The following is a 17,848-nucleotide window of genomic DNA, read 5'->3' as shown; positions in this document are numbered from 1 at the left end:
ATGTGCCTCGGGATCCCGGGCGAAATCATCGAGATCAGCGAGGATCGACCGGACCTCGCGAAAGTCTCGGTCAGCGGCGTCAAGCGGCTCATCAACATCGGCCTGCTCGACGACGACCCGCCGAAGCCGGGCGACTGGATCCTCATCCACGTCGGCTTCGCACTGTCCAAAATAGACGAAGCGGAGGCCGCGGCCGCGCTGGACTTCCTCGAAAGCATCGGCAAGGCGTACGAGGACGAAATGGCCGCGCTGCTCGAATCCCAGATCGAATAAGGAGTCGTCATGCGTTTCGTCGACGAGTTCCGCGACGCGGAGAAGGCGCGGGCGCTGTCCGCGAAGATCACGTCACTGTGCGAGCCGGGCCGCCAGTACAAGTTCATGGAGGTCTGCGGCGGGCACACGCACACCATCTACAAGCACGGCCTGGAGGACTACCTGCCCGAGAGCGTCACGCTGGTGCACGGGCCCGGCTGTCCGGTGTGCGTGATCCCGATGGGCCGCGTCGACGACGCCATCCACATCGCGCGGCAGCCCGGCGTGCTCATGACGTCGTTCGGCGACATGATGCGCGTGCCCGGCTCCGGCGGGAACTTCTTCGACTCGAACGCCGAGGGCACCAACATCCGGATGGTGTACTCGCCGCTGGACTCGCTGAAGATCGCCCGCCAGAACCCGGACCTGCGGGTCGTGTTCATGGCCATCGGCTTCGAGACGACCACGCCGTCCACCGCGATGACGCTGCTGCGCGCGGCCGCCGAGGGCATCGAGAACTTCTCGGTCTTCGCCAACCACGTCACGATCATCCCGGCGATCAAGGCCATCCTCGACTCCCCCGACCTGCGGCTCGACGGCTTCATCGGCCCGGGGCACGTCTCGACGGTGATCGGCTGCCGGCCGTACGAGTTCATCTCGCGCGACTACGGCAAACCCGTGGTCGTCGCCGGGTTCGAGCCCCTGGACATCCTGCAGTCGATCTACATGCTGATGGTGCAGCTGTCCGAGAAGCGATCCGAAGTCGAGAATCAGTACTCGCGCGTGGTGCCGTGGAACGGGAACATGGTCGCGCTCAAGGCCATCAACGAGGTCATGGAGCTGCGGCCGTACTTCGAGTGGCGCGGCCTCGGATTCATCTCGCACTCGGCGATGGCCGTCCGCGAGAAGTACGCGTCCTTCGACGCCGAGCGCATCTTCGAGATCCCCGGCCTGCGTGTCGCCGACCCGAAGGCGTGCCAGTGCGGCGAGGTGCTCAAGGGGGTGCTGAAACCGTGGGAGTGCAAGGTGTTCGGCACCGCGTGCACGCCGGAGACGCCGATCGGGACGTGCATGGTCTCGCCCGAAGGCGCCTGCGCGGCGTACTACAACTTCGGGCGGTTCAGCCGCACGCGCGTGCGGGAGGCGAGCCGGCATGAGCACGTCTGAGCGGCGCTCGACGATCCCGGTGCCGATGACGACGTCCGACCGCGAGCAACAGGTGCTCGACCGGATCGACCGCGCCCGCCGCCGGCGCGCGAAGGTCCGCGAAGAGCGCATCACGCTGTCGCACGGCGCGGGCGGCAAGGCGACGCAGACGCTGATCGAGGCCGTCTTCCTCGACGCGTTCCGCAACCCGCTGCTGGAGCCCCTGGAAGACGCGGCGTCACTGACCATCGGCGACGCCCGCCTCGCCCTGACGACCGATTCGTACGTCGTCTCGCCGCTGTTCTTCCCCGGCGGCAACATCGGTGACCTGGCGATCAACGGCACGGTGAACGACCTCGCCGTCTCCGGCGCGCGGCCGCTGTACCTGACCGCGGGGTTCATCCTCGAGGAGGGTTTCCCGGTCGAGGACCTGCTGAAGATCGTCGAGTCGATGAAGGCGGCGGCGCTCGCGGCCGGCGTCCAGATCGTCACGGGCGACACGAAGGTCGTGCAGCGCGGGAAGGCCGACGGCGTCTACATCAACACAGCGGGGGTCGGCGTGCTCACGCGCACCGGCCTCGGGGTGGCCACCGTGAAGCCCGGAGACGCCGTCCTCGTCTCCGGGCCGATCGGCGACCACGGCGTCACGATCATGCTGGCCCGCGGCGAGCTCGACATCGACGCCGACCTGGAGTCCGACACCGCGCCGGTGCACGACCTGGTGGCCGGCCTGCTGGCCGCGGTGCCGGGTGTGCGCGCGATGCGGGACGCGACCCGCGGCGGCGTCGCGACGATCCTCAACGAGATCGCCAAGGCGGCGGACGTCGCGGTGGTCGTCGACGAGAAGGCCGTGCCGGTCCGCACCGAGGTCCGCGGCGCGTCCGAGCTGCTCGGCATCGACCCGCTGTACGTCGCCTGCGAAGGCCGGATCGTGGTCGTCGTCGACGGCGCCCAGGCTTCGGACGCGCTGGCGGCGTTGCGCTCGCACCCGCTGGGCGCGGACGCGGCGATCATCGGCTGGGTCGCCGACGACCCGCCGGGCCTGGTGCTGCTGAACACCGCGTTCGGCGGCACCCGGATCGTGGACCTGCTGGTCGGGGACCCGCTGCCGAGGATCTGCTGAATGCACGAAATGTCGATCACGCAGTCGGTCGTCGACGCGATCGTCGCCCGCCTCGGCGAGGCGACGGTCACGAGCGTGCGACTGGAGATCGGAAGGCTGTCCGGCGTGGTGCCGGACAGCGTCCGCTTCTGCTTCGACGTCTTGTGCAGCGGCACGTCGCTCGACGGCGCCCGCTTGGAGATCGACGAGCCGTCCGGACGGGCGCGCTGCCGCGACTGCGGCGCCGAGTTCGCGCTGGACGACTTCATCCTGCTCTGCCCGTGCACCAGCGCGAACGTCGAAGTGCTGGCCGGGCGCGAACTGCGCATCACATCGGTAGAGGTGGTCTGACATGTGCGATACCTGCGGCTGTTCCGACTCGGAAGTCCGGATCACCGACCAGACGCACACAGTGCTGCTGGAGCAGGACATCCTGGCGAAGAACGACGACCTGGCGGCCCACAACCGCACGCATTTGGCGTCCTCCGGCGTCTTTGCGATCAACCTGATGAGTTCGCCGGGCGCCGGAAAGACGACGCTGCTGGAGCGCACCATCTCCTCTTCGGACACGCCGTGCGCGGTGATCGAAGGTGATCAGGAGACGCTGCTGGACGCCGAGCGCATCAAGGCCACGGGCGCGCCGGTCGTCCAGATCAACACGGGCGCCGGCTGCCACCTGGACGCGTCGATGCTGCACCGGGCGCTGCACTCGCTGTCGCCCGCGCGGGGGTCGATGCTGTTCATCGAGAACGTCGGCAACCTGGTCTGCCCGGCCCTGTTCGACCTCGGCGAGGCGGCGCGCGTGGTGATCCTGTCGGTGACCGAGGGACCGGGGAAGCCGCTGAAGTACCCGCACATGTTCGCGGCGACGGACCTGGTGCTGCTGAACAAGATCGACCTGCTGCCGTACGTGGATTTCGACGTCGACGAGTTCACCCGGGACACCCGCCGCGTGAACCCTTCGGCGGCGATTCTCCAGGTCAGCGCGACCCGCGGCGACGGCCTCACCGAGTGGTACGACTGGCTACGGCAACCTGCCCGAAGCTGATCCCGCCGTCGTTGGCCGGCACCCTGCGGTGGGTCAGCACGCGGAAGCCGCTGTTCTCCAGGTTCTCCACGGTCCGGTCCAGCAGGAAGACGTTCTGGAACACGCCACCGGACAACGCGACGGTGGTGCTGTGCTCGCGGAACCGGTCGCACGTCCGCGCGATGGCGTCGGCGACGCCGTTGTGGAACCGCGCGGCTCGCGTCGCCTCGGGGCTGGAGTCGTCCAGCAGGGCGGCGATGAGGTCTTCGCCGTGAACGACGTCGTCGATACGCGCCCGGTACGCGGTTTTCTCCGCCGGATCGGCCAGCTGCTCCAGCTCGATGGCGGCCTGGCCCTCGTAGTTGACGGTCTCCCGGACGCCGAGCAACGCGGCGGCGGCGTCGAACAGTCGTCCCGCACTGGACGTCAACGGTGAGTTGAGGCCGCTGCGGATGAGCTTCACGACGTCTTCCCGCGCCGGTCGCCCGAGTGCGTCCACATAGGACGCGGCCATCCGCCAGGGTTGCCGGATGGCTTGTGCCCCACCGGGCATTCTCACCGGGTTCAGGTGGCTCAGCCGCTGGTAGGTCGTCAGGTCCGCGAGCAGGAACTCCCCGCCCCAGATGGTGCCGTCGGGCCCGAAGCCGGTGCCGTCGAAGGCGACGCCGAGCACGGGCCCGTCTTCCCCGTTGTCGGCCAGGCAGGACGCGATGTGGGCGTGGTGGTGCTGCACGCCGAGCAGCTCGGCGTCCTGGTCGAGGGCGTATTTCGTGGACAAGTACTCGGGGTGCAGGTCGTGCGCGACGACCACGGGGTCGACGTCGAAGAGGCGCTTGAAGTGCTCGATGCCCTCGGTGAAGGACCTGAGGGTCTCGTAGTTCTCGAGGTCGCCGATGTGGTGCGAGAGAACGGCGTGCCGGCCCTTGACGAGGCAGAAGGTGTTCTTGAGTTCGGCGCCGCAACCGAGAACGTGCTGTTTCGCCGGTTGTTTCAGGCTCACGGGCTCGGGCGCGTAACCGCGCGAACGCCGTTGAAGCTGCTCCCGGTTCCGCACTATGCGCACCACGGAGTCGTCCGTGCGAATGTGGATGGGCCGGTCGTGGGTGAGAAACGCGTCGGCGATGTCGCCCAGTCGCCCGAGTTCGTCATCCCGGTAGACGATGGGCTCATCGGAGACGTTGGCGCTGGTCAGCACGATCGGCCCGGTCAGTTCCAGCAGAAGGTGGTGCAGCGGGGTGTAGGGCAGCATGAGCCCGATCCGCCGATTCCCCGGCGCGACGGCGGCCGCCAGCTCCTCCTTCTTCGGCAGCAACACAATGGGCCGCCGTCTGCTGCACAAGGCCGTTTCCGCGGCATCGTCCACTTCGGCGAGTTCCCTCGCCTGGCCCAGATCGGCGACCATGACGGCGAAGGGCTTGTCCTCCCGATGCTTCCTCGCGCGCAGGTTCCGCGCCGCCTCTTCATGCCGGGCCCCGACGGCGAGGTGGTAGCCGCCGAGCCCTTTGACGGCCAGAACAGCACCCTCCCGCAACGCCCTCGCCGCGGCCCCGATCGGCTCCCCGCCCCCGGGTTCGAACCGCAGGGTGGGCCCGCAGGCGGGGCAGCACACGGGCTGGGCGTGAAACCGCCGATCCCGGGGGTCTTCGTACTCCTGCTCGCACTCGGAGCACATCCCGAACCCGGCCATGGTGGTGAAGGGCCGGTCGTAGGGCACCCCGGTGACGATGGTGAACCGCGGCCCGCAGTGGGTGCAGTTGACAAAGGGATACCGGAACCGCCGATCACCCGGATCCCACAGCTCGCGCAGGCAGTCGTCACAAGTGGCGGAATCGGCGGAGATCAGCGTGTCGGCCCTCGCGCCGCCCGGGCTCTCGACGATCCGGAAGCCCGGCACCCCGGTGTCCGGCACCGCCCAGGTACGGACTTCCTCCACCACGGCCAGGGGCGGAGCTTCGGCCCGGAGCGCCTCGACGAAGGCCGCGACCGCGTCCCCCTCGACCTCGGCGAAGACCCCGTGGACGTCGTTTCCGACAAAACCGGTCAGGTCGAGCCGCGAGGCGAGCCGGTGGACGAAGGGCCGGAACCCCACGCCCTGGACCACCCCGGAAACCCGAACCGCCACCCGCACGCGCTCAGTCTGCGCCCGGCCCGGCCCATTCGGCCAGGGCCGGGAGGTCCGGCGGCTGCCGCAGCGCGTCGAGCACGACGTTCACCGCCGCGCGCAACGGTGAACCCCGGCGGACCACCGCCGCGATCGTCCGGTTCACCGGGGCCGTCAGCTCCCGCGTCGACACCCGGTACCGCCGGTCCACCGCCAGCCCCGGCAGCAGGGCGATCGACAGCCCGGCCTCGACGTGCTGCAGCGTCATCAGGTAGTTGCCGAACCGGCACGCCACCCGCGGCTCGAAACCCGACTCGCGGCACAGGCGCAGCGTCAGGTTCGCCATGTACGACTGCGGGATGTCGAGCGCCCACGGCTCGTCCGCGTAAGCCGCCAGGTCCGCCGGGCCGCGCGGGCCGTCGGCCGCCGTGACCAGCACGATCGGGTCGGTCGCCAGCTGGACGATGTCGAGGTCCGGGCCCAGCGGCAGCTCGACGAAGTCCGTCGTCGTGATGATGACGTCGGCGTCACCGCCGCGCAGGGCCGGGATGCTCGCGTGCGGCTCCAGCTCCAGCAGCTCGACGTCGAGGTGCGGGTACGCGGCCGCCAAGCGGGTGACGGCCGGCACGGCCATCGTGTGGATCGCGCTCTGGAACGCGCCGAGCCGGACCAGGCCGACCGGCTCGTCGCCGAGGCCGCGCAGCTCCGCCTCGACCGTGTCCATGTGGTCGAGGATCGCCCGCGCGCGCCGCGCCAGCATCAGGCCCGCGGGCGTCAGCCGGACCCGGCGGCCGGTGCGTTCCAGCAGCTGGGTGCGGGTTTCCGTCTCGAGCACGGCCAGCTGCTGCGACACGCTCGACGCGCTCAGGTTCGCGTCCTGGGCGACCGCGCGGACCGTGCCCAGGGTGTCGAGCCGGCTCAGCAGCCGCAAGCGCCACGGGTTCAGCATCCATCCATTGTTGTTCGGATCAACCGAACAGGACAGCCGGAATTGTGAGATGGACGTGACGCTCGGACCGGACTTACCGTCGAAGACATGGCTGCTCCGACTTCCGTAACCACTTCTGGGACCACCTCCGCCGACGCCTTCTGGGCCGACGCCGACAAGCACCTGGTGCGCTACGGCGGCGCGTTCACCCACGAGATCATCGACCACGCCGAAGGCAGCTTCGTCTTCACCGAAGACGGCCGCCGGATCCTCGACTTCACCTCCGGCCAGATGAGCGCGATCCTCGGGCACTCGCACCCGGAGATCGTCGAGACGCTCCGGCGGCAGGTCGGGAAACTCGACCACCTCTTCAGCGGCATGCTGAGCCGCCCGGTCGTCGACCTGGCGCGCCGCCTCGCCGAGACGCTCCCGGCGCCGCTGGAGAAGGCCCTGCTGCTGACCACCGGGGCCGAGTCCAACGAGGCGGCCATCCGGATGGCCAAGCTCGTCACCGGCAAGCACGAGATCGTCTCGTTCGCCCGGTCGTGGCACGGCATGACGCAGGCCGCGGCGAGCGCGACCTACAGCGCCGGCCGCCGCGGCTACGGCCCGGCCGCACCCGGCAACTTCGCCATCCCGGCACCCAATCGCTACCGGCCGGACTTCACCGACGCCGACGGCAACCTGGACTGGCGGCGCCAGCTCGACTTCGGGTTCGAGATGATCGACGCGCAGTCGGTCGGCAGCCTGGCCGCCTGCATCGTCGAGCCGATCCTCAGCTCCGGCGGCATCATCGAGCCCCCACCCGGCTACTTCGCCGCGCTGCAGGAGAAGTGCCGGGAACGCGGCATGCTGCTGATCGTGGACGAAGCCCAGACCGGCCTCTGCCGCACCGGCAACTGGTACGCCTTCGAGCGCGACGGCGTCGTCCCGGACATCCTCACGCTCTCCAAGACGCTCGGCGCCGGCCTGCCGCTGGCCGCGGTGCTCACGAGCGCCGAGATCGAGCAGAAAGCGCACGACCGCGGTTTCCTGTTCTTCACCACGCACGTCGCGGACCCGCTCCCGGCCGCGGTCGGCAACACGGTGCTCGACGTCCTGACCCGCGACCGCCTCGACGAGCGCGCCCTGCAGCTGGGCGGCCTGCTCCGCCACGGCCTCGAGCGCATCGCCCACCGGCACGAGGTGGTCGGCGACATCCGCGGCCGCGGCCTGCTGGCCGGCCTGGAACTGGTGCTGGACCGCGAAACCAAGCGCAGCTCGGACGAACTGGGCGCGCGCGTCACCAGCCGCTGCCTGGAGCTGGGGCTGCACATGAACATCGTGCAGCTGCCGGGGATGGGCGGGGTGTTCCGGATCGCCCCACCGCTGACGGCGTCCGAAGAGGAGATCTCCCTCGGCCTGGCCATCCTCGACGAGGCGATCGGAGACGCCGTCAAGACGCTTTGACCGGCCTGAAGAGGTTGACGAGCGTGCCGTCCGGGTCGCGGATCAGCAGCGACCGGTTGCCCCACGGCATCGTCGTGGGCTCGTTGACGAACTCGATCTCGCCCTGCTTGAGCCGCGCGTACTCGGCGTCGACGTCGTCCACCAGGAACTCGATGATCGCGCTGTGGTTGTCGGCCGGCCGGGCTGAGCCCGGGGCGAAGATGCCGACCGTGCGCGTGCTGCCGATGGCCAGGGTGAACGCCGGCGTCGAGATCTCGGCGAAGTCCGGCGTGGCCCAGGTCGCGGTCAGGCCGGTGACGTGCTCGTAGAAGCCGGCGAGCCGCGCGACGTCGTCGGTGATGATCCGGAGGGAGGCGATCTGTGTGGTCATGCCGACGACGTTAGGACCAATACCGGACAGGATCCGCCCGGTATTCGGCGTCCGATGAGAAAGGCCTCCTTGCCGGCCCGGGGAGCCGGCAAGGAGGCCTCTGTTCACGACAGCGTCAGAAACCCGCCGTCACCCTGGTGAAGTCCCAGTCGCTCTGGGCGATGCCACTGCAGTCGGACACCACGCCGCCGCCCGGGCAGCCGCGGTCGCGGTTGACCGACCAGAACGCCAGGCGGCCGATCTTGTTCGTCTTGGCCCAGTTGGTGATCTGGGTCCACGTCGGGAGATCGGTCAGCTCCTGCTGGTCGGACAGGCCGTTCATGCCCGAGATGCCGAGGTGGTTGTACGCCGTTGCGTCGTTCCACCCGAACGTCGACTTCAGCTTGTCCCGCAAGCCGTTCGCCGCGTTCACCGTGCTCTGGTACATGTTCGCACCGCCGCCGAAGTCGAACGGCATGATCGTGTAGACGTCCACCCCGGCGCCCAGCGCCTTCGACTGGTCGATGAGCCGGTTGCCGTAGTAGTTCGGGCCGGTCGTCGAGGTGCCGAAGGTCAGGATCGTCTGGATCCCCGGGTTGTTCTGCTTCACGATCTTCAGCGCGTTCAGGATGCGGTCCTGCACGGTCTCGTTCTCGAACTCGTCGGAGTTCTCGATGTCGATGTCGATCGCCTTGAGGCCGTACGCGTTGATGACCTGCTGGTACGCGCCGGCCAGCGCGGCGGGCGTCGAGCAGTTCGGGCCGAGCTTGTTGCCGCTCCAGCCACCGAACGACGGCACGACCTGACCACCGGCCGCCTTGATCTGCGCGATCGCGGTCGCGTCCGCGCTGCCGCTCAGCGGACGGCTGCTGTCCCACGCCGGGTTGCAGCCACCGGAGGCGTTGACGAACGCCATGGTGAACCACTTGACCCCGGTCGCGTTCATCACCGTCTGCGGGTTCGGCGGGCTGCCCCAGCCCATGTAGAGGTACGGCGCGCCGCGGCCACCGGGCTGGTTCGGCGGCGTGGTGGTCGGCGGGGGCGTCGTCGTAGGCGGCGGTGTGGTCGTGGTGGGAGGTGTCCCCCCGGCCGCACACGACCCGCCGTTGAGCTTGCAGTTCGCCGGCGCGGCGTACGAACCCGAGTACGTCACGTTGAAGCCGAAGCTCGCGCTACCGCCGTTGCCGACGTTGCCGTTCCACGTGTTCTTCACCGTGACGTGCTGGCCGGACGCCGTGTAGCTGCCGTCCCACAGCGAGCCGATCTTCGCGCCGCTCGGCAGGTCGAACTCCACCGTCCAGGTCGGCAACACCGAGCCCGAGCCGTTGGCGATCGTGTACTTGCCCTCGTACCCGGTGCCCCAGTCGGAGCCCTTCGCGAAGGTCGCGCTCACGCCACCGGCCGCGCTCGCCGGCGCGATCACGAACATCGCGCCGACCGTGGCGGCCGCGGCCGCCAGCCCGAGCGCCGGCAACCACCGGCGTGTCACGACAGGCCGTTCTTCATGGCGGTGATCAGCTCACCGTTGGTGGTGTCGCCGGACAGCTCCCAGAAGAACGCGCCGCCGAGGCCCTGCTGCTTGGTGTAGCTCATCTTCCCGCCGATGGTCGCCGGGGTGTCGTAGCTCCACCAGTTGCTGCCGCACTTGGCGTACGCGGTGCCGGCGATCGTGCCGGTCGACGGGCAGCTGTTCTTGAGGACCTTGTAGTCCTCGATGCCCGGCTCGTACGTCGCCGCCGCGGGGCCGGTCGCCGTGCCGCCCGGGGTGGCCTGCGTGACGCCGGTCCAGCCGCGGCCGTAGAACCCGATGCCCAGCAACAGCTTGCTCGACGGGACACCCTTGCTCTTGAGCTTCTGGATCGCGGCGTCGGAGTAGAAGCCCGGCGTCGGGATGCCCGAGTACGACGTCAGCGGCGAGTGCGGGGCGGTCGGGCCCTGCGGGGCAAAGGCGCCGAAGTAGTCGTACGTCATGACGTTGAACCAGTCGAGGTACTGCGCCGCACCGGCGTAGTCGGCGACGTCGAGCTTGCCACCGTTGGTGCCGTCGGCCGAGATGGCCGAGGTGACCAGGAACGACGAGCCGAACTTGGACCGCAGCGCGGAGATCAGGTTCTTGTAGGCCGCGGCACCGCTGGTGTCACAGCTCAGGCCGCACGAGTTGGGGTACTCCCAGTCGATGTCGATGCCGTCCCAGATGTCGGCCCAGCGCGGGTCCTTCAGCAGGTTGTAGCAGGACTGGGCGAACGCGGCGGCGTTCTGCGAGGCCTGGCCGAAGCCACCGGAGTACGTCCAGCCGCCGAACGACCAGATCACCTTGAGCCCGGGGTGCAGCTTCTTCAGCTTGCGCAGCTGGTTGAAGTTGCCGGCGACCGGCTGGTCCCAGGTGTCGGCGACACCGTCGACGCTGGTCGAGGCGTCGTAGGTCTTCTGGTAGTCGGCGTACGGGTCGTCGTTGGCCGTGCACTGGCCGTTCTTGACGTTGCCGAACGCGTAGTTGATGTGGGTCAGCTTGCTGGCCGAGCCCGACGTCTCGATGTTCTTGACGTGGTAGTTGCGCCCGTAGACGCCCCACTGCACGAAGTAGCCGACGTTCTTCTGCCCACCGGGCGGGGGCGGCGTGGTGGTGGTCGTCGTCGGGGGCGTGGTCGGGGTGGTCGGCGTGGTGGTCGGCTGGGTCGGGGTCGTCGGCGTGGTGGTCGGGGTGCCACCGCCGGCGTCGCAGGAGCCGCCGTTCAGCTTGCAGTTCGCCGGGGCCGAGTAGGTGCCCGAGTAGCTGACGTTGAAGCCGAAGCTGGCGGTGGAGCCGTTGCCGACGTTGCCGTTCCAGGTGTTCTTGACGGTGACGTGCTGGCCGGCCGCGGTGTAGCTGCCGTCCCAGAGGGAGGCGACCTTCGCGCCGGACGGGAGGTCGAACTCGACCGTCCACGCGGCCAGCGTCGAGCCGGAGCCGTTGCTGATCGTGTACTTGCCTTCATAACCGGTGCCCCAGTCGGAGCCCTTGGTGAAGCCGGCGCTGACGCCTCCGGCGGCGCTGGCCGGCACGGTGATCAGACCGACGGTGATCGCGCCGACCGCGGTGAACAGACCGAGGAGGTGCCATCTCTTTCTGGACATTCGTCTCCCTTGACGCAGGTGCTTTGTGCGACGTTCCGGGTACGGCGTTCACGAACACCACCGACGGGGACCAGGTGGTGTTTTTGCGCCGTTTGCGAAGACGGTACGTGGTCCAGACCAATTATGGAAGCACGAGTACGGAGAGTGCCGAAGGGCGGCTGAACGGCTTAAACCTGTGATCGGCGTTGCGGGTTCACTGGTCCAGTCCAGTTACGCAACGCGGTCGATTCCCGGAAGTCACCACGAGCCGCAGGGGCTCGACGCCGTCCCTCGCCTCGGGCCTCAAGAACTACGCCGAGCGCTATCCGCGCTTCGGGGGGCCGATCACGTGCCGCACCTCCGGACGCACCGGACGAGAGCACTCGGCGGTGGGAGTTTCACGGTGGCTTCGACGCATTCCGGGAGAACCTCGCAGCGGGGGGCCTCGCTCACCCCGGAAGGCTTTCCCTGCGCCGTTTACGAAGTCCAGCGGGCCTGATGCGGCAACCCGGAAACACAAAAGAGCCCCCTCTTGCGAGGGGGCTCTAGTGCTGTCTCAACCAGACGTGCGCCCGAAGGGATTCGAACCCCTGACCTTCTGATCCGTAGTCAGATGCTCTATCCAGCTGAGCTACGGGCGCGTGTTCAGTTGTAACCTAGCACCCGGCGAACCGAGTACCAGCGGAGGCTCCGGGATTTGAACCCGGGAGGGGGGGTTACCCCCAACCGCATTAGCAGTGCGGCGCCATAGACCAGACTAGGCGAAGCCTCCTGGGCCCAACGACCACTGCTCAGATAGGTTACACACCCCCCGAACCCCCTCGGTAACCACCCCCCGTCACGCCCGGCGCAGCAGCCTGAGCAGGCGTGGAGATCGTCCGCCGAGGCCTTCGGCCTCGAACGTCGCGATGCCGACACGCGGCAGCTCGCGGACTCCGGGGTACACCAGGTAGCGCGGTACCCAGCGCGGCCGGAACTTGGCGTTGAACTTGTAGAGCGTCTCGATCTGGATCCAGCGCGAGAAGAAGTGCAGCACCTTCGCCGCCGTCTTCGCCACCGGGCCGGCGCCGATGCGCTGGCCCTGTTCCATCAGGGCACGGAACGCCGCGAAGTTCAGCGACACCTGCTTGACGTCGTGGCGGGCCGCCGACAGCAGCAGTTCCGAGATCATCAGCTCGTTGACGCCGTTGTCGGCCGTGCGGTCGCGGCGCATGACGTCCAGGGACAGGCCGGTCAGGCCCCACGGGACGAACTGGAGCACGCCGCGGACCCGGCCGCCCTGCTCGGCCGTCACCAGGACCGATCCCGGGTCGCCCATGCGGCCGAGGGCCATCGAGAAGCCGCGCTCGGTGTCCGTGCCGCGCCAGTTGGCGGCCAGCGTCTCCAGCTCGGCCAGTTCGCCCGGCCGAAGGTCTTCCGTGCGCCGGACCAGGACCTTGTAGCCCGCGCGCTTCGTGCGGGCCGCGGCCTGGCGGACACCGCGCATGACGCGGCCGTCCAGGGTGAAGCCGTCGACGTCGACGACCGCCTCGTCGCCGATCTCCAGGACCTCCAGGCCGAACCGGGCCCAGACCGTCGCGCCCAGCTCCGAGACGCCCATCGCCGCGGGCACCCAGCCGTTGCGGCGGCACACCTCGAGGTACTCCTCGATCGCGCCCGGCCAGGCTTCGTGGTCGCCCAGCGGGTCGGCCGAGCAGAGCGCGACGCCGGCGATCACGCGGTAGGTGACCGCCGCCTTGCCCGTGCGGGAGAACACCGCGAACTTGTCGCGGCGCAGCGCGAAGTAGCCCAGCGAGTCCCGCGCGCCGTGCTCGTCCAGCAGCTTGCGCAGGCGGTCGACCTCGTCGTCGGTCAGCCGTGGCGCCGGCTCGGCCGAGCGCAGCAGGAAGTACGCCGACACCAGCACCGCGGCGATGCCGAACAGCAGGCCGACGGCCGCCGTCAGGTCCTCCAGCCACATGCCGTGGAACACCGCCGGCCCGCTGACCCCGACCAGCGCCAGCGACGACTCCGCCAGCCGGTCCGGGAAGCTCATCGGCTCCAGCACCGCGTGCGAAGCCACCGACAGCAGGATGAGGTTGATCACGAACCCGGCCAGCGCGAGCTCGACGAAGCTCCGCACCGCGCGCCAGCGCCCGACCACCGGGTCCGGCTTCGCGACGAAGTACTTCCGGGTCGCGATCAGGCCGACCAGCAGCACCACCGACACCAGGCCGGCGCCGAAGACGTGCTTGAGCCCGATGTGCGACACCGTGAGCAGCACCGTCGCGCCGACCGCCAGCTGCCACGCGCGCCGCTTGCGACGCCGCAGCCCGGCGGCGAGCAGCACCAGCAGCACACCCGTGACCAGCGCGACGGTCGCCGCGGCGACCGTCGCCTCCTGCGGCAGCTCCAGCCATTCCGACAGGTGCCCGCGCAGGTTCCGGCGCCCGGCCGGGACCAGGACGGCGACGAGCGTCATCAGTCCGGCCAGCCGGGTCACCCAGGTGATCACCCCCACGGAAGTGGCCCCCGCCACCCGCCAGGTGGTCTGCGCGCGTGTCCCCGTCACCACCTGTACAACCCGTTGCGGACGATCATGCTTCCCCCATCCACCCCCCGGCGAGCTCCACGAACGGCGTCAACGCCGCCGGGTTGGCCAGCGCGTCCCGGCTGACGGCCCGGTCAGGAGCCACACCGGCGAGGATCTTCTTCACCGGTACCTCACACTTCTTACCGTTCAAGGTACGAGGTATCTCGGAAACCACTACGAACCGATCGGGTACGTGGCGCGGTGACAGGGCGCTACGGAGCTCTTTCCGCAGCGCAGGCTCGATGTCGTCGATCGCGACGTCGTTCGCGAGCACGACGAAGCAGAGCAGCTGCCCGTCCTCGTTCCCGGCCGCCGAGGTGTCCACGACCAGCGAGTCCGCGATCTCGTCGTAACCCTCGACGACCCGGTAGAACTCCGCCGTGCCCATCCGGACGCCGCCGCGGTTGAGCGTCGAATCGCTGCGGCCGTAGATCACGGCCGAGCCGCGGTTCGTGATCCGGATCCAGTCGCCGTGGCGCCACAGTCCCGGGTACATCTCGAAGTACGCCTCGCGCAGCCGCGAGCCGTCCGGGTCGTTCCAGAAGAACACCGGCATCGACGGCATCGGCTTCGTGATGACCAGCTCGCCGACTTCTTCGAGCAGAGCGTGGCCGGCCTCGTCGAACGCGTTGACCGCGGCACCGAGCGCCGGGCAGGACAGCTCCCCCAGCCAGACCGGCACGTCGGGCGCCGAGGCGACGAACGCCGCGCACAGGTCGGTGCCGCCGGAGACCGAGCAGATCTGCACCTTCGCGCCGACCTCGTCCACGATCCACCGGAAGCCCTCGACGCTCAGCGGCGCGCCGGTGGAGCCCAGCGCGCGCAACGCCGTCAGGTCGTAGCGCTCGGCGGGCTTGACGCCGGCCTTGAGGCAGCTCTGGATGAACGGCGCCGACGTGCCGAAGTAGGTGACGCGGTGCTGCTCGGCCAGGTGCCAGAGCGCGTTCAGGTCCGGGTAGCCCGGGTTGCCGTCGTAGAGCACGATCGTGGTGCCGACGAGCAGGCCGGAGATGAGGAAGTTCCACATCATCCAGCCGGTGGTGCTGAACCAGAAGAACCGGTCGCCGGGGCCGAGATCGGTCTGCAGGGCGAGGGCCTTGAGGTGTTCCAGCGTGATGCCGCCGTGGCCGTGGACGATGCCCTTCGGCAGGCCGGTGGTGCCCGACGAGTAGAGCACCCACAGCGGGTGCGCGAACTCGACCGGCTCGAACTCGAGCGGCGCGCCCTCGTGCTCCGCGAGCAGCTCCGCCCAGTCGAGGGTGCCTTCCATCCGGCCGTCACCGACGTACTCGACGAGCACGGTCGCGGCCAGGGAAGGCAGCTTCTGCCGCAGTTCGGCCACGGTCGTGCGGATGTCGAACCGGCGGCCGCCGTACGCGTAGGCGTTGACCGCGAAGAACAGCTTCGGCTCGATCTGCACGAAGCGGTCCGCGACCGCCCGGACGCCGAAGTCGGGCGAGCACGACGACCAGATCGCGCCGATGCTCGCCGCGGCGAGGAACGCGATCAGCGTCTGCGGGCAGTTCGGGGCCAGCGCGACGACGCGGTCGCCCTTGCCGACGCCCAGTTCGACGAACGCCGCCCGCGCCGCGGCGACCTGTGCGCGAAGGTCGCCGTAGGTGAGGTGGTCCGCGAAGCCGTCTTCACGATGGAAGATCACCGCGGTCTCTTCGTCGCCCTTCGCGGCGCCGGCGACGCCGGGGGTGAGCGCGTGCTCGGCGTAGTTCAGCGTGCCGCCCTCGAACCAGACGGCGGCCGGCATCCCGCCCGAGAGCACCTCGCCCGGCTGCTCGTGCCAGCGGACGCCGAGGAAGTCCGCGACGGCGGCCCAGAAGTCCGGCCCGCGCTCGACGGAGAACTCCCAAAGCGACTGGTAGTCGCCGACCTCGACGCCGCGTTCGGCGCCCAGCCAGCGGCGGAAGGCGTCGATCTTCGTGTCGGCGACGTGGCCCGGCTCGGGGCGCCAGAGGACTTCGGGAGCGTCGGCGGTGTACGTCACTCCCCGAGCGTAATCCGCCTAACGCAGGTGTGCGTCGAACCAGTTGAGCGTGCGCTGCCAGGCCTCCGCCGCCGCGCCGGGGTCGGCGTCGAAGCGGTGGTTCGCGCCCGGGTAGTGGACGACGTTGGTGGCGACCTTCGCCGACGCGGCCGCGTCCCGCAGCCGCTCCACCTCCGCGCCGCCGGCCTCGTCACCGGCGTCGCCGTACATGCCGAGCCACGGGCTGGTGAGCTTCCCGGCGATCTCGACCAGCGCGGGCAGCTCCGCGGCCTGCTGGCCGCCGACGCTGACCGCCGCGCCGAGCCGCCGGTGCGAAGCGACGACGAGCGCCGCCGTGCCGCCGAGGTCGAAGCCCATCACGCCGAGGAGGTCGCCCTGGACGCCGCGTTCGACGAGCCACGCGAGTGTGATGTCCGTCGCCTCGAGCAGGTCCTGCTGGGTGAGGGCCTGGCCGTCGAGGTGGGGTGTGACGGTCAGCCAGCCCTCCGTGGCGAGACTGGCCAGCAGGAGCTTCACGCCGTCGGTGACGCCGTCCGCTTCGTGCAGCACGACCAGGCCGCCCCGCAGCGCGCCTTCGGGTTCCGCGAAGGTGAGGCGGCGGGTAGGGCCGTCGGTGCGCTGGTAGTCCACGGTGCTGGTCGACGTCATAACGTCACTCAATCACTTCGAGGTGAACGGCGGGAACCCGCGTACCGCCGGAAGGGAGTCGCGGGACGGCGGCCCGGAAAGATACGGTGGTCGGGCCGTCCCGCCGATTCCCAGGAGCGCCGAAGATGTCGTCCGTGTCCCCGCGTGCCGATCTCGAATCGTTGCCGAAATACGTCCCAGGCCGGACGATCCAAGGTGCGATCAAGCTGGCGAGCAACGAGGTGCCCGGCGGCGCGCTGCCGAGCGTCGCGGCGGCGATCGCCGAGGCGGCGGCGGGTATCAACCGTTACCCGGACACCGGCTCGCAGCTGCTGCGCGAGCGGCTGGCGCGCGACCTGGCCGTGCCGGTCGAGCGGATCGCCGTCGGCTGCGGCTCGGTTTCGCTGTGCCAGCAGACGATCCAGGCCGTCTGCGCCCCCGGTGACGAGGTCATCTTCGCCTGGCGCTCGTTCGAGGCGTACCCGATCGTCACGCAGGTCGCCAACGCCGTCTCGGTGAAGGTGCCGATCACCGAGGGCCAGGAGCTCGACCTCGACGCGATGCTCGCGGCGATCACCGACCGGACGCGTGTGGTCTTCGTCTGCAACCCGAACAACCCGACCGGTACGGCCATCCGCCGCGCGGAGCTGGAGCGGTTCCTGGACGCCGTCCCCGAGCGCGTGCTGATCGTGCTCGACGAGGCGTACAAGGAGTTCGTCACCGACCCCGAGGTCCCCGACGGCGTCGAGTACACCCGCGACCGCGCGAACGTCATGGTGCTCCGCACGTTCTCGAAGGCGTACGGCCTCGCCGGTCTCCGCGTCGGTTACGCCGTCGCACCGGAGGCGATCGCGGACGCGTTGCGGCAGGTGTACGTGGCGTTCTCGGTGAACATGCTGGCCCAGGTGGCGGCGGTGGCGTCGCTGGACGCGGCGGACGAGCTGCTGGACCGGTGCAAGGACATCGTCGCCGAGCGCGGCCGGGTGCGGGACGCGCTGATCGCGGCCGGGTACCAGGTGCCGGAGACGCAGGCGAACTTCGTCTGGCTGCCGCTGGGTGAGCAGGCGGTGCCGTTCGCCGAGCACGCCCTCGACCGCAAGCTGATCGTGCGGCCCTTCGCCGGCGACGGCGTGCGCGTGACCATCGGCACGCCCGAGGAGAACGACCTGTTCCTGGCGGCGGCGCGCGAGTTCAGCCGCTGAT

15 protein-coding genes and 2 tRNA genes are annotated in these 17,848 nt (G+C 69.6%); 7 read left to right on the top strand and 10 right to left on the bottom strand.

Going from position 1 to position 17,848, the window contains the following annotated elements; genetic code table 11:
• The 5 genes from OHS18_RS32445 to hypB are packed head-to-tail and all read left to right on the top strand — an operon-like array spanning position 1 to position 3,548.
• Positions 1 to 273, top strand: a complete 273-nt coding sequence (locus tag OHS18_RS32445) for a HypC/HybG/HupF family hydrogenase formation chaperone (protein ID WP_323329030.1) — start codon at positions 1 to 3, stop codon at positions 271 to 273.
• Positions 274 to 282: 9 nt separating this feature from the next.
• Positions 283 to 1,419, top strand: coding sequence for a hydrogenase formation protein HypD (hypD, locus tag OHS18_RS32440; RefSeq protein WP_328613429.1), 1,137 nt, complete (start codon positions 283 to 285; stop codon positions 1,417 to 1,419).
• A 25-nt stretch (positions 1,420 to 1,444) separates the two neighbouring features.
• Entirely contained in the window at positions 1,445 to 2,521 is a 1,077-nt protein-coding gene (gene hypE / locus OHS18_RS32435) for a hydrogenase expression/formation protein HypE (RefSeq protein ID WP_328618616.1), read from the top strand.
• On the top strand, positions 2,522 to 2,851 hold the full coding sequence (locus OHS18_RS32430) for a hydrogenase maturation nickel metallochaperone HypA/HybF (protein ID WP_328446186.1): 330 nt from the start codon (positions 2,522 to 2,524) through the stop codon (positions 2,849 to 2,851).
• Between the two features lies 1 nt (position 2,852).
• A complete protein-coding gene (hypB, locus tag OHS18_RS32425) occupies positions 2,853 to 3,548 on the top strand; it encodes a hydrogenase nickel incorporation protein HypB (protein ID WP_328613428.1) in 696 nt (231 codons plus the stop codon).
• Here hypB and hypF read toward each other — a convergent pair.
• Positions 3,505 to 5,655: a carbamoyltransferase HypF gene (gene hypF / locus OHS18_RS32420; protein ID WP_328613427.1), complete on the bottom strand. Its 2,151-nt coding sequence runs from the start codon at positions 5,653 to 5,655 to the stop codon at positions 3,505 to 3,507. The genes hypB and hypF overlap by 44 nt on opposite strands.
• Positions 5,656 to 5,659: 4 nt before the next feature.
• Positions 5,660 to 6,577, bottom strand: coding sequence for a LysR family transcriptional regulator (locus OHS18_RS32415; protein WP_328613426.1), 918 nt, complete (start codon positions 6,575 to 6,577; stop codon positions 5,660 to 5,662).
• An 87-nt stretch (positions 6,578 to 6,664) separates the two neighbouring features.
• On the opposite strand from OHS18_RS32415, the gene OHS18_RS32410 reads away from it, so the two are divergent.
• A complete protein-coding gene (locus tag OHS18_RS32410; protein WP_328446200.1) occupies positions 6,665 to 8,005 on the top strand; it encodes an aspartate aminotransferase family protein in 1,341 nt (446 codons plus the stop codon).
• Here OHS18_RS32410 and OHS18_RS32405 read toward each other — a convergent pair.
• The 8 genes from OHS18_RS32405 to OHS18_RS32370 form a co-directional block, all read right to left on the bottom strand.
• The gene (locus OHS18_RS32405) at positions 7,992 to 8,375 is read right to left on the bottom strand and encodes a VOC family protein (protein ID WP_328446202.1); all 384 of its coding nucleotides are present in this window, start codon (positions 8,373 to 8,375) and stop codon (positions 7,992 to 7,994) included. The two genes, OHS18_RS32410 and OHS18_RS32405, sit on opposite strands and share 14 nt — an antisense overlap.
• Positions 8,376 to 8,490: 115 nt before the next feature.
• Entirely contained in the window at positions 8,491 to 9,843 is a 1,353-nt protein-coding gene (locus tag OHS18_RS32400; protein WP_328613425.1) for a cellulose binding domain-containing protein, read from the bottom strand.
• A complete protein-coding gene (locus tag OHS18_RS32395) occupies positions 9,840 to 11,468 on the bottom strand; it encodes a glycosyl hydrolase family 18 protein (protein ID WP_328613424.1) in 1,629 nt (542 codons plus the stop codon). The genes OHS18_RS32400 and OHS18_RS32395 overlap by 4 nt, the downstream gene beginning before the upstream one ends.
• A gap of 546 nt (positions 11,469 to 12,014) precedes the next feature.
• Positions 12,015 to 12,088, bottom strand: a tRNA-Arg gene (locus OHS18_RS32390).
• A gap of 41 nt (positions 12,089 to 12,129) precedes the next feature.
• Positions 12,130 to 12,219, bottom strand: a tRNA-Ser gene (locus OHS18_RS32385).
• 66 nt (positions 12,220 to 12,285) lie between these two features.
• Positions 12,286 to 14,001, bottom strand: coding sequence for a phosphatidylglycerol lysyltransferase domain-containing protein (locus tag OHS18_RS32380; RefSeq protein ID WP_328446208.1), 1,716 nt, complete (start codon positions 13,999 to 14,001; stop codon positions 12,286 to 12,288).
• A 22-nt stretch (positions 14,002 to 14,023) separates the two neighbouring features.
• The gene (locus OHS18_RS32375; RefSeq protein ID WP_328613423.1) at positions 14,024 to 16,018 is read right to left on the bottom strand and encodes an acetoacetate--CoA ligase; all 1,995 of its coding nucleotides are present in this window, start codon (positions 16,016 to 16,018) and stop codon (positions 14,024 to 14,026) included.
• An 18-nt stretch (positions 16,019 to 16,036) separates the two neighbouring features.
• Positions 16,037 to 16,666, bottom strand: coding sequence for a dienelactone hydrolase family protein (locus OHS18_RS32370; protein WP_328446212.1), 630 nt, complete (start codon positions 16,664 to 16,666; stop codon positions 16,037 to 16,039).
• 125 nt (positions 16,667 to 16,791) lie between these two features.
• Here OHS18_RS32370 and hisC point away from each other — a divergent pair, with 125 nt between their 5' ends.
• A complete protein-coding gene (gene hisC, locus OHS18_RS32365) occupies positions 16,792 to 17,847 on the top strand; it encodes a histidinol-phosphate transaminase (protein WP_328613422.1) in 1,056 nt (351 codons plus the stop codon).
• Position 17,848 lies beyond the last annotated feature (1 nt).

The organism is Amycolatopsis sp. NBC_00355 (assembly GCF_036104975.1).
In the GTDB taxonomy this organism is placed as follows: domain Bacteria; phylum Actinomycetota; class Actinomycetes; order Mycobacteriales; family Pseudonocardiaceae; genus Amycolatopsis.
The sequence above is the reverse complement of the archived record's forward strand: the minus strand, read 5'-3'. Positions and strand labels throughout refer to the sequence as shown.

Coding starts and splice junctions, on each gene's coding strand:
- OHS18_RS32445 (WP_323329030.1), top strand. CDS start 1: ATGTGCCTCGGGATCCCGGGCGAAATCATCGAGATCAGCGAGGATCGA.
- hypD (WP_328613429.1), top strand. CDS start 283: ATGCGTTTCGTCGACGAGTTCCGCGACGCGGAGAAGGCGCGGGCGCTG.
- hypE (WP_328618616.1), top strand. CDS start 1,445: ATGACGACGTCCGACCGCGAGCAACAGGTGCTCGACCGGATCGACCGC.
- OHS18_RS32430 (WP_328446186.1), top strand. CDS start 2,522: ATGCACGAAATGTCGATCACGCAGTCGGTCGTCGACGCGATCGTCGCC.
- hypB (WP_328613428.1), top strand. CDS start 2,853: ATGTGCGATACCTGCGGCTGTTCCGACTCGGAAGTCCGGATCACCGAC.
- OHS18_RS32415 (WP_328613426.1), bottom strand. CDS start 6,577: ATGCTGAACCCGTGGCGCTTGCGGCTGCTGAGCCGGCTCGACACCCTG.
- OHS18_RS32410 (WP_328446200.1), top strand. CDS start 6,665: ATGGCTGCTCCGACTTCCGTAACCACTTCTGGGACCACCTCCGCCGAC.
- OHS18_RS32405 (WP_328446202.1), bottom strand. CDS start 8,375: ATGACCACACAGATCGCCTCCCTCCGGATCATCACCGACGACGTCGCG.
- OHS18_RS32395 (WP_328613424.1), bottom strand. CDS start 11,468: ATGTCCAGAAAGAGATGGCACCTCCTCGGTCTGTTCACCGCGGTCGGC.
- OHS18_RS32370 (WP_328446212.1), bottom strand. CDS start 16,666: ATGACGTCGACCAGCACCGTGGACTACCAGCGCACCGACGGCCCTACC.
- hisC (WP_328613422.1), top strand. CDS start 16,792: ATGTCGTCCGTGTCCCCGCGTGCCGATCTCGAATCGTTGCCGAAATAC.